Raw genomic sequence first — 16,680 nt, forward strand, 5'->3', positions numbered from 1 at the left:
TGATGAATAATAGGAGATTAAGTCTATGACAGGACAAGTAAATAGTAATTTCCAACTGGCGATCGATGAATTGAAAGAGACGCTTCATGCGGATTTCATCGGCTTGGCGTTAGTGGATTTGAAGAAATATCATCATGAGTTAAAGTGGCGATATGTAACGGGGAATATCAGTTTACGCTATCGTAGAATTGTCCTTCAATCAGGAAAAGGCGTGGCAGGAATTGTGTTCAAGACAGGTAAGCCGATGAATATTGAGAATGTAGACGCCAATGTAATGGATGGAGATCTCTATAACTATCCCATCGTCGTCTTCGAAAAGCTGAAAAGTTTTGGCGCGATTCCACTATTTCGAGATGATCATGTGCAAGGCGTGCTTTTAATTGGCTACCGTGAAGTGGATCGGTTAACAGCTGACAAGTTTGAGCAATTCAAGCATGCGGTAGGACCTCAATTCGGACCGTTTCACATGAAGGAGCGATTGAAAGATGACTTTATTGAACAATGACCAACTAACGACTATGCTTCACAAACTATACGACCGTACGACAGAAGCGATGTTCTTTTTCGGCGCGAACGGCGAGATTCTATCCATGAATGAAGCAGCGAAACAAATTATGGAACCCGCGCTCTATGAAAAGATGCTGCAAGGCGAGGCAGACGCGATGTGTCTGACATGCCGCGGCTTTACGAGCGAAGACGAACAGATGACGTGTGTTTCGTGTTTCATGGAGAAACCACAACAAACATTATCTTCATTCCAATTATATTTGGAGACGAAAGATCTTGGTTTGCAACCGTACAGCGCAACGTATCAGGTGTTGGATGAAGAGACTTATATGTCCGTATTGATGTTGCGTAATTTAACGCGGCAAACGCAAACGTCTGAAGTTCTCCATCAAAAATTGCGCATGCAACAAGTCATTTTAGCGCAGGAAAATGAACGCAAACGAATTTCACGTGAGTTGCATGACAGTGTAGCGCAGGAAATGCTTAGTTCGCTTGTGGATTTGCGTGTGTTGAAATACATGGGCATGAACGACAAGGCGCTTGAAAAGTTGCGTCAAACGGAAGGTTCGTTGATGCGCTTGCTCGATGAGATACGTCATCTATCTGTTGAACTGCGACCGGCTGTACTCGATGATTTTGGGTTAGAAGCCGCTTTCCGAACGCATATTAAAAATCTTGAAAAGAATTACGGATTGTATGTTCATTTCGAATCCGATTTGAAAGAAAGTCGTTATGAAGGCGCGATTGAAACAGTTGCCTATCGAATCGGTCAAGAAGCGATTCTTAACTCTATGAAATATGCCCAAGTAGAAGATGTCTTTTTAACGTTGAATGAAGTGGATGGACAGCTACACATAAAAGTATTCGATGAAGGTGTCGGCTTTGATGTCAATGACTTTACACCGCAAGGCACGGGACTCGGACTATATGGTATGAAAGAACGGGTGGAACTTGTAGGTGGTAATTTGACCATCATTTCAAGTCAGCAAGAGGGCACGACAGTACAAGCAACTATTCCACTGAAAAAGGAGAGAGCAACGAGTGAAAATCATAATAGCTGATGATCATGCAGTCGTCCGCACAGGATTCATGCATATATTGAATTTCCAAGACGATATGGAAGTCGTAGCAACAGCGGCAGATGGATTGGAAGCATATGAACTAGTTGCGAAGCACAGACCGGATATTATTTTACTGGATCTTAGCATGCCTCCTGGCCAAAGTGGGTTGATTGCGACAGGCAAAATCCATGAAGATTTCCCAGAAACGAAAATCGTCATTTTAACGATGTACGACGACGAGGAGTATATGTTCCACGTACTGAAAAACGGTGCAGCAGGCTATATCTTGAAAAATGCTCCCGACGAAGAATTGCTACACGCCATTCGTGAAGTGTACGACGGCGGCACATATGTTCATCCGTCCATGGCTACTTCGCTCGTGAGGGAGTTTGTCAAAAAAGGAACGAAAGCGGACGATGAAGACGATCCGTTCAAGATTTTATCTAAACGTGAAATTGAAATTTTACCGCTTGTGGCTAAAGGCTATGGTAATAAAGAAATTGCAGAAATGCTTTATATTTCCGTCAAGACTGTAGAAGCGCATAAGGCGAAAATGATGGACAAGCTACAATTGAAGAGCCGCCCGGAACTCGTCGAATACGCGCTGCGAAAGAAGTTTTTAAGTTTCTAAAGAAGAGGTGAAGGATGATGGTCAATACAGGACTTACGCATACGCTACCCGCACTACGCGTGCTTGAAAATGAACATCGCTTCCTAACGACTTTAATGGAGCAATGGCATGCGATTGTACTGGATTTTGAGAATGATAGATTCACGCGTGACGAAGGTCTAAAAGCACTCATGCGGTTGCGTGAACTAGTCGTCGAATTCATTGATCCGCTGAAAAATCATACGGAAAAGGAAGAAGCATTCCTGTTTCCAATGCTCGCGAAATATGTAGGCAGTGATCAAGGGCCGGTTCAAGCAGTACAAGAAGAACACGACGAGATCGATGCGTTTATCGGACATTTCCTTCATCACACAAGAGGGGATTTATCGGAATTTACACTCGCAATGATGCAAGACGTCGTAAAAGATGCAGGCGAGGCGTTTGAAGTCATCATGATTCACTTTGTTAAAGAAGAAAACGTCATTTTTCCGATGGTTCTATCGGTCTTACTTGCCAAAGAGCAAGATGAATTATTCGACCAATTATATACGTCGATTCTACCGGATTAACACATAACGAAAGTAATTGGTTAGCTTTGCAACTAATTTCAGATTGGATGGATTCCTATGACACAAAAGATTCAGTTGCCTCTACAGACGGCAAATCTAGTTGTCGGCTTCATGGTGTGGGTCTTGATCTCTTCTTTGCTACCATTTATCAGCGAAGATATCAATATTCCACCAGAGCGTGTGGCCATCATCACAGCAATCCCTGTAGTGCTCGGTTCGATTTTGCGAATACCACTTGGCTACTACGCCAATGTCTATGGCGCACGTATGATGTTTTTCATCAGTTTCATCGTATTGCTATTTCCTGTCTACTACATAAGTGAAACATCAACAGTGACAGGGCTTTTGATCGGCGGTACGTTACTTGGGGTAGGGGGTGCGATTTTCTCTGTTGGTGTTACGTCGCTACCGAAGTACTATCCTAAAGAAAAACACGGACTCGTCAATGGTATTTACGGGATGGGGAACATCGGGACAGCGATCACGACGTTTTCAGCGCCGGTCCTTGCGATGAAATTCGGCTGGTCGATGACTGTCAAAATGTATTTGATTTTATTGCTTGCGTTCATCGCATTGAATTTCTTCTTCGGTGATCGTAAGGAAGTTCGAGTGAAAGCACCGATTGTCGAACAAATTAAAGGTGTCTATAAGAACGAAAAACTATGGTTCTTCTCATTATTCTATTTCATTACATTCGGTTCTTTCGTTGCGTTTACCGTGTTCTTGCCGAGTTTCCTCGTTAATTACTTTGAACTCGATAAAGTCGACGCAGGACTTCGAACAGCTGGCTTCATCGTCGTCGCGACGCTATTACGTCCGGTCGGTGGTTGGTTAGGCGATAAGTTCCAGCCGTTATTCTTATTGATGGGCTGTTTCGCAGGCTTGACGATCTCGTCCATCGTCCTCGCATTTTCACCGGATATTGGACTATACACAGTCGGCAGCATTATGATTGCCGCAGCTGCAGGTCTCGGTAATGGTGTCATCTTTAAACTAGTACCGATGTATTTCAGTAAGCAAGCAGGTACTGTCAACGGAATTGTATCGATGATGGGTGGTCTTGGTGGATTTTTCCCTCCATTATTACTCGCGACGATTTTCTCCATGACAGGCTCCTACTCCATTGGATTCATGGCGTTTTCACAAGTATCATTAGTCAGTCTTGTATTGGCATTTTGGCTCTATTACATGGATCGCACGAGCTTGTCTAAAGAAGTATTTGATTCAACGGGGCAAGGTATTCTCGTGACCAATTCAAAGGGGCTCATTGTTTCGGTCAATCCGGCATTTACGAAACTAACAGGGTATAGTGAAGAGGAAGTGTTAGGTCAAAGCCCGAACATCTTAAGTTCAGGCAGACACGACCGGGAATATTATAATGAAATGTGGCGCACAATTGATGAACAAGGCGTTTGGCAAGGTGAAATTTGGAATAAGAAAAAGAGTGGCGAAGAGTACTTAGAGTTCCTTTCCATCAGTTCCGTAAAAGATGGAACGGGCGACGTCGTTCGCTACGTTGGTTCGTTCAGTGATATTAGTCCAGAAATAAGCGCAGGCAATCGGTCTTAACCGGTTGCCTCGCTTGTTGTGTAATGAAAGGAAGTAGATCTAGTGGAGAATCGCTATTCAAGGCAAACATTATTCCAGCCAATCGGTACGTCGGGACAGCGACAGCTAGCAGACGCACATGCGGTAATCATCGGCTGTGGCGCGCTCGGCTCTTCGATATCCGAGACGCTCGTACGTGCAGGAATTGGCAAAATAACGCTCGCAGACCGCGATTATGTGGAGGCATCCAATTTACAGCGGCAACAATTGTTCGTTGAAGAAGATGCGAAAAACAGTGTGCCGAAAGTAGTGGCAGCAGAGCGTCGTTTACATGCTATCCGTCAAGACGTAGACATTACGACAGTGCTCGACCATATCGACGGTCCGTTGCTCGAAGAAATCGCGGTTGGTGCGGATATCCTACTCGACGCAACGGATAATTTCGAGACACGTTTGCTGATTAATGATGTCGCATGGAAACTGAATATTCCTTGGGTCTACGGCGCAGTCGTCAGCAGTTCAGGTAGCGTCTTTCCTTTCATTCCAAGCAAGACACCGTGTTTCCGTTGTCTACTACCGGTCATGCCGGCAGTCAATGAAACATGTGATACAGTAGGGGTAATTGCGCCTGCTGTACAGATTTCGGCTGCACATCAAAGTGCGGAAGCGATGAAATGGCTAACGGGGAATGAACAAGCCATGCGCATGAAACTTCTGCATTTTGATGTGTGGAATAATACATCAGTTGAAGCGGGAATTAGCCGGATGAAGAATCCGCAATGCGAAACATGCGGTGAACATCCGACGTATCCTGCGTTGCATCAAGCAGCAGGCACGCAATACGCTGTGCTATGCGGACGTGATACGGTGCAAATCATACCGGATGCAGTACGTAAATTAACGGTGGCAGACGGTGTGAAAGTCGCGCAACAACTAGGATCAAAGTATCGAGAGACACCGTTTTTCGTAGAGTTTCAAGCGGAAGGCTATCGCTGTATTTTATTCGGCAATGGTAGATTGTTGATTCATGGACTGAAAGATATGCGAGAAGGACGAAAAATCTATCATTCATTATTCGGCTAGGAGGAATGGGAAATGGAAGAAGCTCATTTACCACAGAAAGCGCGTGACAAGTCGATCGCAGTTGCGGTGCTGACGATTAGTGATACGCGGACGAAAGCGGACGACAAAAGCGGCAAGGTGATTTGCGAGAAGTTGGTTGAAGCTGGCCATACAGTGAAAGCGTACGAAATTTGCTCGGATGAAGCGACGCATATTGTAGAGCGGTTATCCGCTTGGTCGTCCGATTCATCCATTCAGGCCATGATTTTCACGGGCGGAACGGGGATTGGTGCACGGGATATTACAGTAGAAACCGTATCACCTTACTTCACGAAACCGTTAGACGGATTCGGTGAACTGTTTCGCTTTTTGAGTTATAGGGAGGACGTGGGATCAAAAGCATTGCTCAGTCGCGCGACGGCTGGAGGGATTGGCTTGCAGGCGGTGTTTTTACTACCGGGCTCATCGAAGGCCGTGACGCTAGCGATGGATAAGTTGATCGTGCCCGAGTTGCCGCATATTGTGCATGAGCTTGGGAAGCATTTGGAGTGAGAGTAAGAGCGGTTTCTTGGTTTTATAGAGCGGTAGGTTTGGGGGAATGAGCGGATATGGGGCTTGATAGAGCGGTTGGCTTGGAAGTATGAGCAGTTACGTGGCCAGATAGAGCGGCTAGCTTGGGAGTATGAGCGGCAACGCGGTTTGATAGAGCGCTAACGCAGTCCAATAGAGCGGTCACTCATCATCCTTGAGCAGCCAAGCCAACCCAACCGACCCACCCACCAAATCCAATCAAAAAAACGCGTGACATTTAGTCCGCGCGTTGATAATCTCCATTTTTCCCGCCTGATTTATGCAGTAGCATCGTCGGTCCGATGACCATATCCTTGCCGGCAGCTTTACACATATCGTAAATCGTCAATGCGGCGGCAGAAGCGGCTGTCAAGGCTTCCATTTCGACGCCGGTGACGCCTTTCGTTTTGACTTCGGCTTGGATTAATACGTTGTAATGGGAAGATTCTTCGTTAATATCCCAATCAAATCGGACATCTACCCCCGTTAAAGGGAGTGGATGGCACATGGGAATGATGTTGGACGTGTTTTTCGCGGCCATGATGGCGGCGACTTGCGCAACTGCGAAGACGTCTCCTTTTTTATTTGTGCCATGCGTGATTTGCTCGTGAATTGATGCGTTAACCATAATTGATGATGTAGCGATCGCCGTTCGTAAAGTCGTTTCTTTGTCGGACACGTCGACCATTTTGGCGCGGCCTTGTTCATTGAAGTGTGTAAGTTCGGACATGATGATCATCCTTTCATTTCGTTTCATTTCATTGTACTAGTTAGTATACCAAAAGAAAGTAGGAGATGTACGTGGTAGAAATTCGAAAACCGATTCAAGTGGCGGAAGCTGTAGAGCGTGTGATGAAACATGTACATAAGCTTCAGACGGAAGTTCTTTCGTTAGAAGATACATATGGTCGAGTGTTAGCTGAGCCGATCGTGGCGAAGCATGATGTGCCGCCTTTTGATCGTTCACCGTATGATGGGTTTGCGATTCGTGCGGAAGATTCGACGGGTGCTTCAGGTGACACGAGAAAAGCCTTCCGTGTGATTGGAGAAATTGGTGCAGGGCATGTGGCAGATCGTCCGATTGAAAAGGATGAATCGTTCCGCATCATGACGGGTGCGTTGATTCCGGAACAGGCGGACGCAGTCGTCATGCTGGAGCAAACGGTGGAAAACGACAGTGGGTTTACGCTGCGTAAGCCGTTTGACGTGGGCGAAAATATTTCGCGTCAAGGAGAAGATGCGAAACAAGGAGAGACATTGATCGAAGCAGGAACGGTTATTCATCCGGGGACCATTGCGCTGCTTGCGACATTTGGTTATGCGCAAGTACGTGTTGCGAAACGGCCGATAGCTGGGGTGTTGTCGACGGGAACTGAATTGCTCGATGTCACCGATGAACTCGAACCGGGGAAAATTCGCAATTCCAATGGGCCGATGATTCGTGCGCAGTTGAAGCGAATGGGAATTGAATCTACGTCGTATGGCATGATGGAAGACGACTTGGATGCATGTACCGAAATCGTCGAGAAAGCACTTCAAGAAACAGACTTGCTCATTACGACGGGCGGAGTGTCAGTTGGGGATTATGATTATCTGCCTACGATCTATGAACGTCTCGGTGCGAAAGTATTGTTCAATAAAGTGGCGATGCGTCCGGGTAGTGTGACGACGGTGGCAGTTTTAGGGGATAAATTATTATTCGGTCTATCAGGAAATCCTTCCGCTTGCTTCACAGGATTTGAATTGTTTGCACGTCCTGCCATTTATTCAATGATGGGCTGTTCGGCGCCTTATATGCCCCGTATTCAAGCGGTCCTTGGAGACGATTTCAAGAAAGCGAACCCGTTCACTCGTTTTGTTCGTGCCAGCTGGTCGATGACGAATGAAGGTATCGTGGCAACACCTGCAGGTTTCAATAAATCTAGCGCGGTGTCTTCTATTGCGCGTGGTAATTGCATCATCGTCTTGCCGAGCGGAACGCGTGGTTTCGAAAAAGGGATGCTAGTGGATGTTTTATTGCTAGGAACGGAACAAGGTGTGGAGCGTTGGGAACTGTGAAGACACTACATATTGTCGGCTTCAAGGACAGTGGAAAAACGACGCTCGTTTCGCACTGGATTACTGTGCTGAACCGTCTCGGTTACGAAGTGGCTGTGCTCAAACATCATGGACATGGCGGTGTGCCTGAACTGCCGCCAGCGCATACCGATACGGTGCAATTCTTAGAATATGGAGCTGTCTCCACTCTTGTGGCGGGCGGCGATATGATACAATTGATACAAAATAAAGAACGTTCATTTGAACAGTTAAAGGCATTGGCTGCGTCTAGCGGGCCGGATGTTTTATTAATAGAAGGGTATAAAAAAGAAGCTGGTGAGAAAGTGGTGCTCATCCGAAATGAAGAAGAACGACATGAGTTGGAGTCGTTGCTTGGCATCGTTCGGACGGTGAAAACAGCCGAGTTGTTTGAAGACATCACACGACTCGACGACTGGCTACGAGAATGGGTGGAGGCGAGACGATGAAACGTTATGAAATCATAGACACGCCGATTGATGTGCAGAAATATAGTGAGTTGGTTTTGCATCCGGCAGCGGGCGCGGTAACCGTGTTCACGGGACATGTTCGCGAATGGACACATGGTGTTCGTACATTGTATCTCGCGTATGAAGCCTATGTACCGATGGCGGAAAAGAAGCTTGCTGAAATCGGTGCTGAGATGGAAGCAAAGTGGCCAGGAGTTCAAGTCGCTATGGCGCATCGCATTGGTGAGCTGAAAATATCGGACATTGCAGTAGTCATCGCGGTATCGTCGCCTCACAGAAAAGAAGCATATGAAGCGAATGAATACGCAATTGAGCGTATTAAAGAAGTCGTACCGATTTGGAAGAAGGAAATCTGGGAAGACGGCGAAGAGTGGATCGGTGCACAAAAGAAATATCCTGAGAAAGGGAGCGAATCACCATGATTACAGTTCATTACTTTGCGAGGTTACGGGAGTTGACGGGTAAAGGTGAAGAGTCTTTGGATCGCGCGCCTTTAACGGTGGAAGAATTGCTGAACTGGGCGGAAGAAACGTATCCGGGTTTCGGTAAAGAGACGATCCATGTAGCAGTAAATGAAGAATATGCCCTAAAGGATGACGTCATTCAAGCGGGGGATGTCTGCGCGTTCATTCCACCAGTGAGTGGCGGATGAAGACGGTCGGTGTGCTGCTCGCGGGTGGACAATCGCGACGTTTCGGCTCACCGAAAGCGTTTGCGACGTATGAAGGTCACTCGTTTTATCATTATTCAGTAGAGGCATTACGACCGATTTGCGATGAGATCGTCATCGTGGCACGTCCAGAATATAAAGAACTGTTTCCGGACAGCGTTCATGTGACGACGGATCTTGCGTCCTATGCGGGAATGGGTCCTCTTGCAGGAATCTTATCCGCAATGGAGTCTATGCAAGCAGACCGCTACGTTGTATTACCTTGCGACATGCCGTTTATAGAAACCGGGATTATGGAAAAATTGCTAGAATTGCATGATGGAGATATTTCGTCTGTCACGGTTGAAGGCAAGCGGCATCCACTCGTTTCGGTCTGGAATGCAAACGTCAAATCGACAATCAAGCAAGCGTTACACGATGGTAATCGCCGAGTGATGGATGTGCAAGCACAACATGAATGTCGGTGGATTGAAGGCGCTTTAGTAACGGATACACCTGAAATTGCTTTTAAAAATGTCAACACGCCATGTGAACTGGAAAGGGGATGAAGAAGATGAATGCCATTGTAGATCAACTCGGACGCCCGATTCGGGATTTGCGTATTTCCGTTACGGATCGCTGTAATTTCCGCTGTACGTACTGCATGCCGAAAGAAGTATTTGGTGATGACTTTGTATTTCTAGCTAAAAATGAATTGCTGTCGTTTGAGGAATTGGAACGCTTGGCTCGGATTTTTGCTCAGTTAGGTGTTAAGAAACTGCGTTTGACGGGCGGTGAACCGCTGATGCGTCGCAATTTACCCGAGTTGATACAGAAGCTTCACGACATCGAAGGGATTGAAGACATCGGACTTACAACGAATGCAGTGCTGCTCGGTCAATACGCGCAACCGCTTTACGACGCTGGATTGCGCCGTCTGAACATCAGTTTAGATGCACTGGACCCAGAACTGTTCGGCCAGATCAACGGCCGTGGCATTTCACCTGATCTCGTTCTCAAAAACATTCAAAAGGCACAAGACATCGGTTTTACAATTAAAGTGAATATGGTCGTACAAAAAGGCGTCAATGAAAGCGAAATCCTCCCGATGGCTACGTATTTCAAAGAACGCGGCATCACATTGCGCTACATCGAATTCATGGATGTCGGCAATGACAATGGCTGGAGCTTCAAAAAAGTCGTCACGAAAAAAGAAATCTATGACATGCTGGCTGCTGAATTCGACATGGAGCCTGCGGAAGAAGACTATTACGGTGAAGTAGCCAAACGCTATCGTTATATAGGAACGGAGGCGCAAGTTGGCTTTATCACATCTGTTTCAGAGTCGTTTTGTTCAACTTGTACGCGTTCTCGTTTATCATCCGAGGGGAAATTATACACGTGTCTCTTCGCATCAGAAGGCTTTGACCTACGGGAATTAATTCGTTCTGATAAAACGGACGAAGAATTATACGAAGTGATTGCCGATGTGTGGAGAGGTAGAAAAGATCGCTATTCCGATGAACGTACGGAGCAGACTGTGAAGAATCGCAAGAAAATTAATATGAACTATATAGGTGGCTAAAGGAGTGTTGTCCATGAAACCAACAGTATATATTTGTCGTGAGATGCCGGAAGAAATGATCGCACCACTTCGTGAACACTACGAAGTACGTATGTGGCAATCAACGAGTGAAGCAGTTCCTCGTGAAATATTGCTGAAAGAAGTGGCTGACGCGGATGCACTTTGGTCCGTTATCTCCGACCAAATCAATGAAGAAGTGCTCAACGCTGCCCCTAAATTACAATTAATCGTCAATATGGCAGTGGGCTATAATAACATCGATGTGAAAGCAGCCTCGGCACGAAATATTATGGTTACGAATACACCCGATGTGCTGACAGAAACGACGGCAGATTTGGCGTTTGCTTTATTGATGGCTACGGCCCGTGATTTGATTGGTGCAGAGAACACGTTGCGCGAAGGACGTTGGACGTCATGGGAACCACTTGGTTTTACAGGAACTGATGTATACGGAGCTACTCTTGGTATCGTCGGCATGGGGCGGATCGGTGAAGCGGTGATGAGACGTGCGAAAGGGTTCAATATGGACGTGCTCTATCACAACCGTAACCGCAAGTCTGAAATAGAAGATATGTACGGCAGTCGATATGCTGCGCTTCCCGATTTGCTGGCGTCTTCAGATTTCGTCTTGATTTTGGTACCGTATAGTGAAGAGACGAAAGGTATGATTGGGGCAGAACAGTTGTCTCAGATGAAAGAGACGGGCGTTCTGATCAATGTTGCGCGTGGCGGGATTGTGGATGAAGAAGCATTGTTTGATGCGCTGCGCACGAAGAAGATTCATGCCGCAGGGCTAGATGTGTTTGAGACGGAGCCGGTTCCGCTCGATCATCCGTTGTTGACGTTGCCCAACTTGACGGTGTTGCCGCATATTGGCAGTGCTACCGTGAAGACGCGCAAGGCGATGATGAAGCTGAACGTGGACGCATTGCTTGCGTTTGCGAGAGGGGAAGAGCCTAATCATCAGGTTCGTGGTTAGGTATTAGATAGTACTGACGTGGGGGCACCGTTGATCGACGTTCCAGGCGGACGCTTTCCGGAGGGCGTGGCCCGAGCCGCTTCCCTCACTTCGTTCAGTCCAGGGTCTCGAACTCACGCTGATCCTCCCGGAGTCGCCGCCTTCCACTTACGATCAACTAGTTTATTCTGCTATTTATAGTGACGTGTAAAGATTACCCCACAATAGACAAACGAAAGTCATCTGCCGGTGCTGAAGTGGATTCAATACGTGATCCACAAGCAACTCGAAACTATTCACACCCTAATCCCCAACAACTGAAAAAGAGACTAGCAAAGTCATAATCGCTGACTTTGCTAGTCTCTTTTGTGTTTTTCATTGAGATTTATTAATGAACAACCATATCGCTGCGGATAGTTCAATTGCCTGCAACTGCAGTTCGGAGCCTTCGAAGGCTTGGCGGAATGAGCGGACGACGGATTCTAGTAAATAGAGTCGTGGTTGGTCAGATGATAACTCGTCCAATAAAAATTGGCTGTATAGTGTTCTTTGATTTTCTTCATCTGGTAACTCCGCGATGAACTTTTGCAAACTTTCGATCAGCACTTCGCGTGTCATCGGATAAAACTCTGCAGCTGTTAACATGTCTTCCAGCAAGTTTTGCGACAGGAAGCGTGCGTCTCGTTTGACGATGTCCGGCACGATGACTTCCATTCGTTGCATGACGAACTCTACTAGTTTCATCGTATTGATTTGCTCTGAAGTAGAACTTTTCCAGACATTGAGTGCGTGTTGGATGAAACCCAAAAGTAATGATGCGCAATCATAGGAGTAGGGCTTTACTTCCTCGCCGTAGATGTCGACGAGTCGTTTCGCGATCCATGCGAGTTCTCGAAAATGCATCTGTTTGACGAATTGACGTAACTCGTCATCAGGCGAATGAACGATAGTTTCAAATAACCGAAGCAAGTTTTGTTGTCGGTTCATCGTCAAACGAATTTCAATCTGAGCAGAAAGAAGGGCAGGGTCTGCTATATCCTTGCCGATCGCCAGCTCATTTCTTCGTAAGTAACTTATATAATAAGCATCGCGCAATATCGCCATGAGACATTCGTTTTTAGAAGAGAAGTAATTATAGAACGTTCCCTTTGAAATTTGTGCCGCATCTAAAATGTCTTGGATAGATGTCGCATGGAAGCCTTTGTCGATGAATAGTTGTTTTGCGATAAGTAATACGTGCTTTTTCCGGTCGTTCATAAATGATCACCTGTATGTTTGAATTTGTTTTATACTGTGTGTATACTTCATATACTATTCTTAAAACACTGTTATATCAAGCTTTTGAATCTCACCGAATTTATTAGTTGTAATAAATGTACTGACGGTATAAAATATAAATCTGACATATTTTATACATGTTATAGGAGGGTAAAATGGTAGAATCATTAGAAATTAAAAAAATGCATGAGAAGCCGCCTTATGGCATCATTGCAATTTTGTTCATTGGTGCGTTTGTTGCGATCTTAAATAATACTTTACTGAATATCGCATTGCCTGTCATTATGGAAGAGTTTTCGATCACTCCATCGGCCGTTCAGTGGCTGACGACGGGGTATATGTTAGTCAACGGGATTATGATTCCGGCCAGTGCGTTTTTCATTCAGAAGTTTACCAATAGAAGAATCTTTATTACCGCGATGGTGCTCTTCTCGTTAGGGACGTTTATCGCCATCATCGCGCCGACATTCTCTTTACTAGTTGTCGCACGTATGATCCAAGCATCCGGTTCTGCACTGATGATGCCGCTATTAATGAATGTGATGTTAACGGCTTTCCCAATCGAAAAGCGGGGAGCGGCACTAGGTATGTTCGGTCTGGTAATGTTCACGGCACCCGCTATCGGACCGACTTTGTCGGGCTGGGTAGTCGAGAATTATTCATGGCGGACGCTGTTTGAAATTGTTTTGCCGATTTCATTGTTGACACTAGCTCTTGCTATTTTCAAACTAAAAAATATTACACCAAACCGAGATGTCCGCATCAACTTCTTCTCGTTAGTCTTATCGACTCTCGGTTTCGGGGGTCTGCTGTACGGCTTTAGTTCTGCTGGAGAAAAGGGTTGGAATTCTCCAATTGTCTATGGCACGATTGCACTCGGAACAGTAGCACTCGTATTGTTCATAGTAAGACAATTACGTATGAAAGAACCGATGCTCGATTTCCGGATTTACAAATACCCGATGTTTGCACTCGCCTCCGTCGTATCCATGGTGCTATCTGTAGCGATGTTCTCCGGGATGATTTTGACACCGTTGTACGTGCAAAATGTGCGAGGTATTTCACCATTAGATGCAGGCTTGCTGATGTTGCCAGGTGCGGTTTTAATGGGAATCATGTCACCGATCACAGGTCGTTTATTCGATAAATACGGTCCACGGATTCTAGTGTATACAGGATTGGCTATTTCAGTAATTGGGACGTATTTAATGAGTCAATTGCAGATGGATACAGGTTATTATTATTTGATGGCAGTGTATACATTCCGAATGTTCGGCTTGTCGATGGTCATGATGCCGGTGATGACAAATGGAATGAACTCGTTGCCGATGATCTCGAATCCGCATGGTACGGCAATGAATAACACATTGCAACAAGTATCTGGTGCGATTGGTTCGGCGTTGTTATTGACACTCATGACCAAGCGATTGGATGTATCAGCGGCTGCCCAAGTGAAAGATTTGGCTGCGTCTGGAGTCGATGTATCCACTATGAAAGAAGAGATTGGACGTCTGGCGATGCTAGATGGTGTCAATCATGCATTCTTCATTTCTACGGTGATTACATTCGTCGCATTGATCCTATCGTTATTCATTAAACGGGTCATGCCACCGACTTCGCCAACTATTGGTGAAGTGAAGGAACAGTCAGAAAAGTAAAACAAGGGGTTTCGTATGCTGCTATGCATGCGGAGCTTCTTTTTAGTATGGTATAGTAAAAAGAAAAGGTTGTGTTCGATGTGATAGGGAATAAAGAAAAATGCCCATGCGGAAGCGGGGAAATCGTAGAGAACTGCTGCGGCAAAACAGATATGCCGGGCACAAACATGGTCCAGGAAGAACTGAAAAAAGTATTAAACAGTTATTACGAAACGTCATTGTCTCCTGCTGAGATCCAATCGTTAGAAGAGTTATTGAAGGAGTGGTCTGGAAGACTCGGTGAATGGATGGAAGAAGAAGAGCTCGTGACGAATGTCAGCGATTACTACTTCTTCATCGTTCGTAAAGATCTATGGAGACGCCACCTAGTCAAAGCGCTAAACCGTACGCAAAATAGAGCTGTACGAGCGATTTTGAAGAGCTGGCAAAATGCTTTCATTACATTCGCGGAAGTGACAAAGGCTGATAAAGAAGTCTACCATATGAAAGAAATTCTTGGAGAAGGCGAGTATTTATTGGCAAGAGAAGCAGGCGAACCTGAAGACATACGAGCTGTCATTGCCATCGTCTTAGAAGAGATGCGCAATGAAGAGCGCTGGGTCATGCCGATTTCTGCCATCGCGGTGAATAAGCATATGAGTGATGAACTACTGACGCATGTGCAAGAACTAGCTGAAACGAGTGAAGAGAAGAATAGCTTCGATTTCTTTAAGGAGCATCTAGTCGACATTTATGAAGTGGTTTGTAAACTCGATGTTCAGACGTTATCTGACGTAGTCGAGCAAAACTTCACACCATTGCAGCGTGAAGTAGTTGAAATACTAGATGCTCAACTTGAAAAGGAAGAGCTATATCCGGGCGCCTATGAAATGTTACTGTCCTTAATGGCGTACTACTTTACCGATCAAGATCCGAAGTTCCGTAAGCCGGAAGTACTCGCTGCGGCTGCGTTCCAATTAGCAGTCGATACGAACATGATGAAGAGTACGTATACGCAAGCGGAAGTAGGTAAACAATTCGGGGTTTCTGTCTCTTCATTCCGGAAGCATACGGATATTCTGCTAGAGAAGATTGAAGACCTCGAGAAGATGATGGAGGAAGGAAAGAAGGATGCCGGGTATCATATCGGAACGAATCCACTTCCATCTGAGCAAATGAATTGGCAAGTGCATATGTTGACGCAAAAACATAACTTCGATACGTTTGAAGAAGCACAAGCCTATATTCAAGAAGCAATCCAGCAACCGTTCGAGCCGGAAAATCAACAACAAGAAGCACAGATGCTTTGTTATATGGCGTACAATGCAGAAACAATCGAACAGCGACATGACTTCGCGGTAGGTGCGTATGGCGCGGATCCGACGAATGTCGATGCATTGTTGCTTCAGACTGAGCTGACAGATTCGAAGGACGAGCAAGAAAAGTTCTTCAAACAAGCTATATTCTCTGGTGAAAAACAGTTTGATAACCGTGCGGAAGATGCGTGGAAGTTCGCACCGAATCGTCCATATTTACGTAGTTTGATGCAGTACGGCGTGTGGCTCTATGAGCAAGGCCGTTTTGCTGACGCAAGCGAGATGTTTATACGTCTGTTGTCGCTCGACCTCTTTGATCATCAAAGTGCACGGTACTTAGCAATATCTTCGTTGATTCACCAAGGAGAAATTGATCAGGCGGCGCGGGTGTTGGAGGCGACTGTAGAAGTTTCTGAAGGCGATGCGGCGTATTGGTATTTGTCTTGGTTGATGGAGATGGAGCGTGCGCAAGGTAATTCTTCGGAGAAAGCTTTGGAGTTGTTTGCTAAGGCGGAGCAGTTGAATCCACATGTGAGTAAGTTGATGGAGATGGCTGTGGATAAGATGAGTTATCCGAAGAGTGCGGCGCTTACGCCGGGTAGTCATGAGGAAGCGCATTATATTTGGTATTTGTTGTAATAAATGTAGGCCGTCATGGCGAGTTGGAGTTTCCGACTTGCTGTGGCGGTTTTTTTGCATTGGAATTGATGAGTGGGTGGGCACCGTTGATCTGCGTTAGGAATTTCATTCAGTCCAGGCTCTTAAAGCGCATGCTTATCCATCA

General features: G+C 45.8%; 18 protein-coding genes. 16 read left to right on the forward strand and 2 right to left on the reverse strand.

The window, feature by feature from the left end; translation table 11 throughout:
* Nucleotides 1-25 precede the first annotated feature (25 nt).
* Genes CSV68_RS10815 through CSV68_RS10845 form a run of 7 tightly spaced genes read left to right on the forward strand, consistent with a single transcriptional unit; the run spans nt 26 to nt 5,909 of the window.
* Entirely contained in the window at nt 26-505 is a 480-nt protein-coding gene (locus CSV68_RS10815; protein ID WP_099662133.1) for a GAF domain-containing protein, read from the forward strand.
* Nucleotides 486-1,568, forward strand: coding sequence for a sensor histidine kinase (locus tag CSV68_RS10820; RefSeq protein ID WP_099635078.1), 1,083 nt, complete (start codon nt 486-488; stop codon nt 1,566-1,568). The genes CSV68_RS10815 and CSV68_RS10820 overlap by 20 nt, the downstream gene beginning before the upstream one ends.
* Complete coding sequence (locus CSV68_RS10825) at nt 1,549-2,199, forward strand: response regulator (protein WP_099635079.1); 651 nt, start codon at nt 1,549-1,551, stop codon at nt 2,197-2,199. Before CSV68_RS10820 ends, CSV68_RS10825 begins: the two co-directional genes overlap by 20 nt.
* A 14-nt stretch (nt 2,200-2,213) precedes the next feature.
* Nucleotides 2,214-2,747, forward strand: coding sequence for a hemerythrin domain-containing protein (locus tag CSV68_RS10830; RefSeq protein WP_233190486.1), 534 nt, complete (start codon nt 2,214-2,216; stop codon nt 2,745-2,747).
* A gap of 57 nt (nt 2,748-2,804) precedes the next feature.
* The gene (locus CSV68_RS10835) at nt 2,805-4,316 is read left to right on the forward strand and encodes an MFS transporter (protein ID WP_099662134.1); all 1,512 of its coding nucleotides are present in this window, start codon (nt 2,805-2,807) and stop codon (nt 4,314-4,316) included.
* A gap of 42 nt (nt 4,317-4,358) precedes the next feature.
* Nucleotides 4,359-5,378 (forward strand): ThiF family adenylyltransferase, encoded by a 1,020-nt coding sequence (locus CSV68_RS10840; RefSeq protein ID WP_099662135.1) that lies wholly within the window; start codon nt 4,359-4,361, stop codon nt 5,376-5,378.
* Nucleotides 5,379-5,390: 12 nt separating this feature from the next.
* Entirely contained in the window at nt 5,391-5,909 is a 519-nt protein-coding gene (locus tag CSV68_RS10845) for a MogA/MoaB family molybdenum cofactor biosynthesis protein (RefSeq protein ID WP_099662136.1), read from the forward strand.
* Between the two features lie 256 nt (nt 5,910-6,165).
* Here CSV68_RS10845 and moaC read toward each other — a convergent pair whose 3' ends face one another.
* On the reverse strand, nt 6,166-6,657 hold the full coding sequence (moaC, locus tag CSV68_RS10850; protein ID WP_099635084.1) for a cyclic pyranopterin monophosphate synthase MoaC: 492 nt from the start codon (nt 6,655-6,657) through the stop codon (nt 6,166-6,168).
* A 71-nt stretch (nt 6,658-6,728) separates the two neighbouring features.
* On the opposite strand from moaC, the gene CSV68_RS10855 reads away from it, so the two are divergent.
* From CSV68_RS10855 to CSV68_RS10885, 7 genes are read left to right on the forward strand one after another with little or no spacing between them, the layout of a single operon-like run.
* Entirely contained in the window at nt 6,729-7,985 is a 1,257-nt protein-coding gene (locus CSV68_RS10855; protein ID WP_099662137.1) for a molybdopterin molybdotransferase MoeA, read from the forward strand.
* Entirely contained in the window at nt 7,982-8,452 is a 471-nt protein-coding gene (mobB, locus tag CSV68_RS10860; RefSeq protein ID WP_158233514.1) for a molybdopterin-guanine dinucleotide biosynthesis protein B, read from the forward strand. The genes CSV68_RS10855 and mobB overlap by 4 nt, the downstream gene beginning before the upstream one ends.
* Nucleotides 8,449-8,895, forward strand: a complete 447-nt coding sequence (locus tag CSV68_RS10865) for a molybdenum cofactor biosynthesis protein MoaE (protein WP_099635086.1) — start codon at nt 8,449-8,451, stop codon at nt 8,893-8,895. The genes mobB and CSV68_RS10865 overlap by 4 nt, the downstream gene beginning before the upstream one ends.
* Complete coding sequence (moaD, locus tag CSV68_RS10870) at nt 8,892-9,125, forward strand: molybdopterin converting factor subunit 1 (protein ID WP_029053550.1); 234 nt, start codon at nt 8,892-8,894, stop codon at nt 9,123-9,125. The genes CSV68_RS10865 and moaD overlap by 4 nt, the downstream gene beginning before the upstream one ends.
* Nucleotides 9,122-9,691, forward strand: coding sequence for a molybdenum cofactor guanylyltransferase (mobA, locus tag CSV68_RS10875; protein ID WP_099662138.1), 570 nt, complete (start codon nt 9,122-9,124; stop codon nt 9,689-9,691). Before moaD ends, mobA begins: the two co-directional genes overlap by 4 nt.
* Nucleotides 9,688-10,707, forward strand: coding sequence for a GTP 3',8-cyclase MoaA (gene moaA, locus CSV68_RS10880; RefSeq protein WP_099662139.1), 1,020 nt, complete (start codon nt 9,688-9,690; stop codon nt 10,705-10,707). The genes mobA and moaA overlap by 4 nt, the downstream gene beginning before the upstream one ends.
* 13 nt (nt 10,708-10,720) lie before the next feature.
* The gene (locus tag CSV68_RS10885) at nt 10,721-11,686 is read left to right on the forward strand and encodes a 2-hydroxyacid dehydrogenase (protein WP_099635089.1); all 966 of its coding nucleotides are present in this window, start codon (nt 10,721-10,723) and stop codon (nt 11,684-11,686) included.
* A 354-nt stretch (nt 11,687-12,040) separates the two neighbouring features.
* Here the strand turns inward: CSV68_RS10885 and CSV68_RS10890 are convergent, their stop codons facing one another.
* Entirely contained in the window at nt 12,041-12,922 is an 882-nt protein-coding gene (locus tag CSV68_RS10890) for a TetR/AcrR family transcriptional regulator (protein WP_099662140.1), read from the reverse strand.
* A gap of 176 nt (nt 12,923-13,098) precedes the next feature.
* Here CSV68_RS10890 and CSV68_RS10895 point away from each other — a divergent pair, with 176 nt between their 5' ends.
* Both CSV68_RS10895 and CSV68_RS10900 read left to right on the forward strand, forming a co-directional pair.
* The gene (locus CSV68_RS10895) at nt 13,099-14,601 is read left to right on the forward strand and encodes a DHA2 family efflux MFS transporter permease subunit (RefSeq protein ID WP_099662141.1); all 1,503 of its coding nucleotides are present in this window, start codon (nt 13,099-13,101) and stop codon (nt 14,599-14,601) included.
* 80 nt (nt 14,602-14,681) lie between these two features.
* On the forward strand, nt 14,682-16,535 hold the full coding sequence (locus tag CSV68_RS10900; RefSeq protein ID WP_099662142.1) for a tetratricopeptide repeat protein: 1,854 nt from the start codon (nt 14,682-14,684) through the stop codon (nt 16,533-16,535).
* Nucleotides 16,536-16,680: the final 145 nt, after the last annotated feature.

This window comes from Sporosarcina sp. P29, from assembly GCF_002743265.1.
GTDB lineage: Bacteria > Bacillota > Bacilli > Bacillales_A > Planococcaceae > Sporosarcina.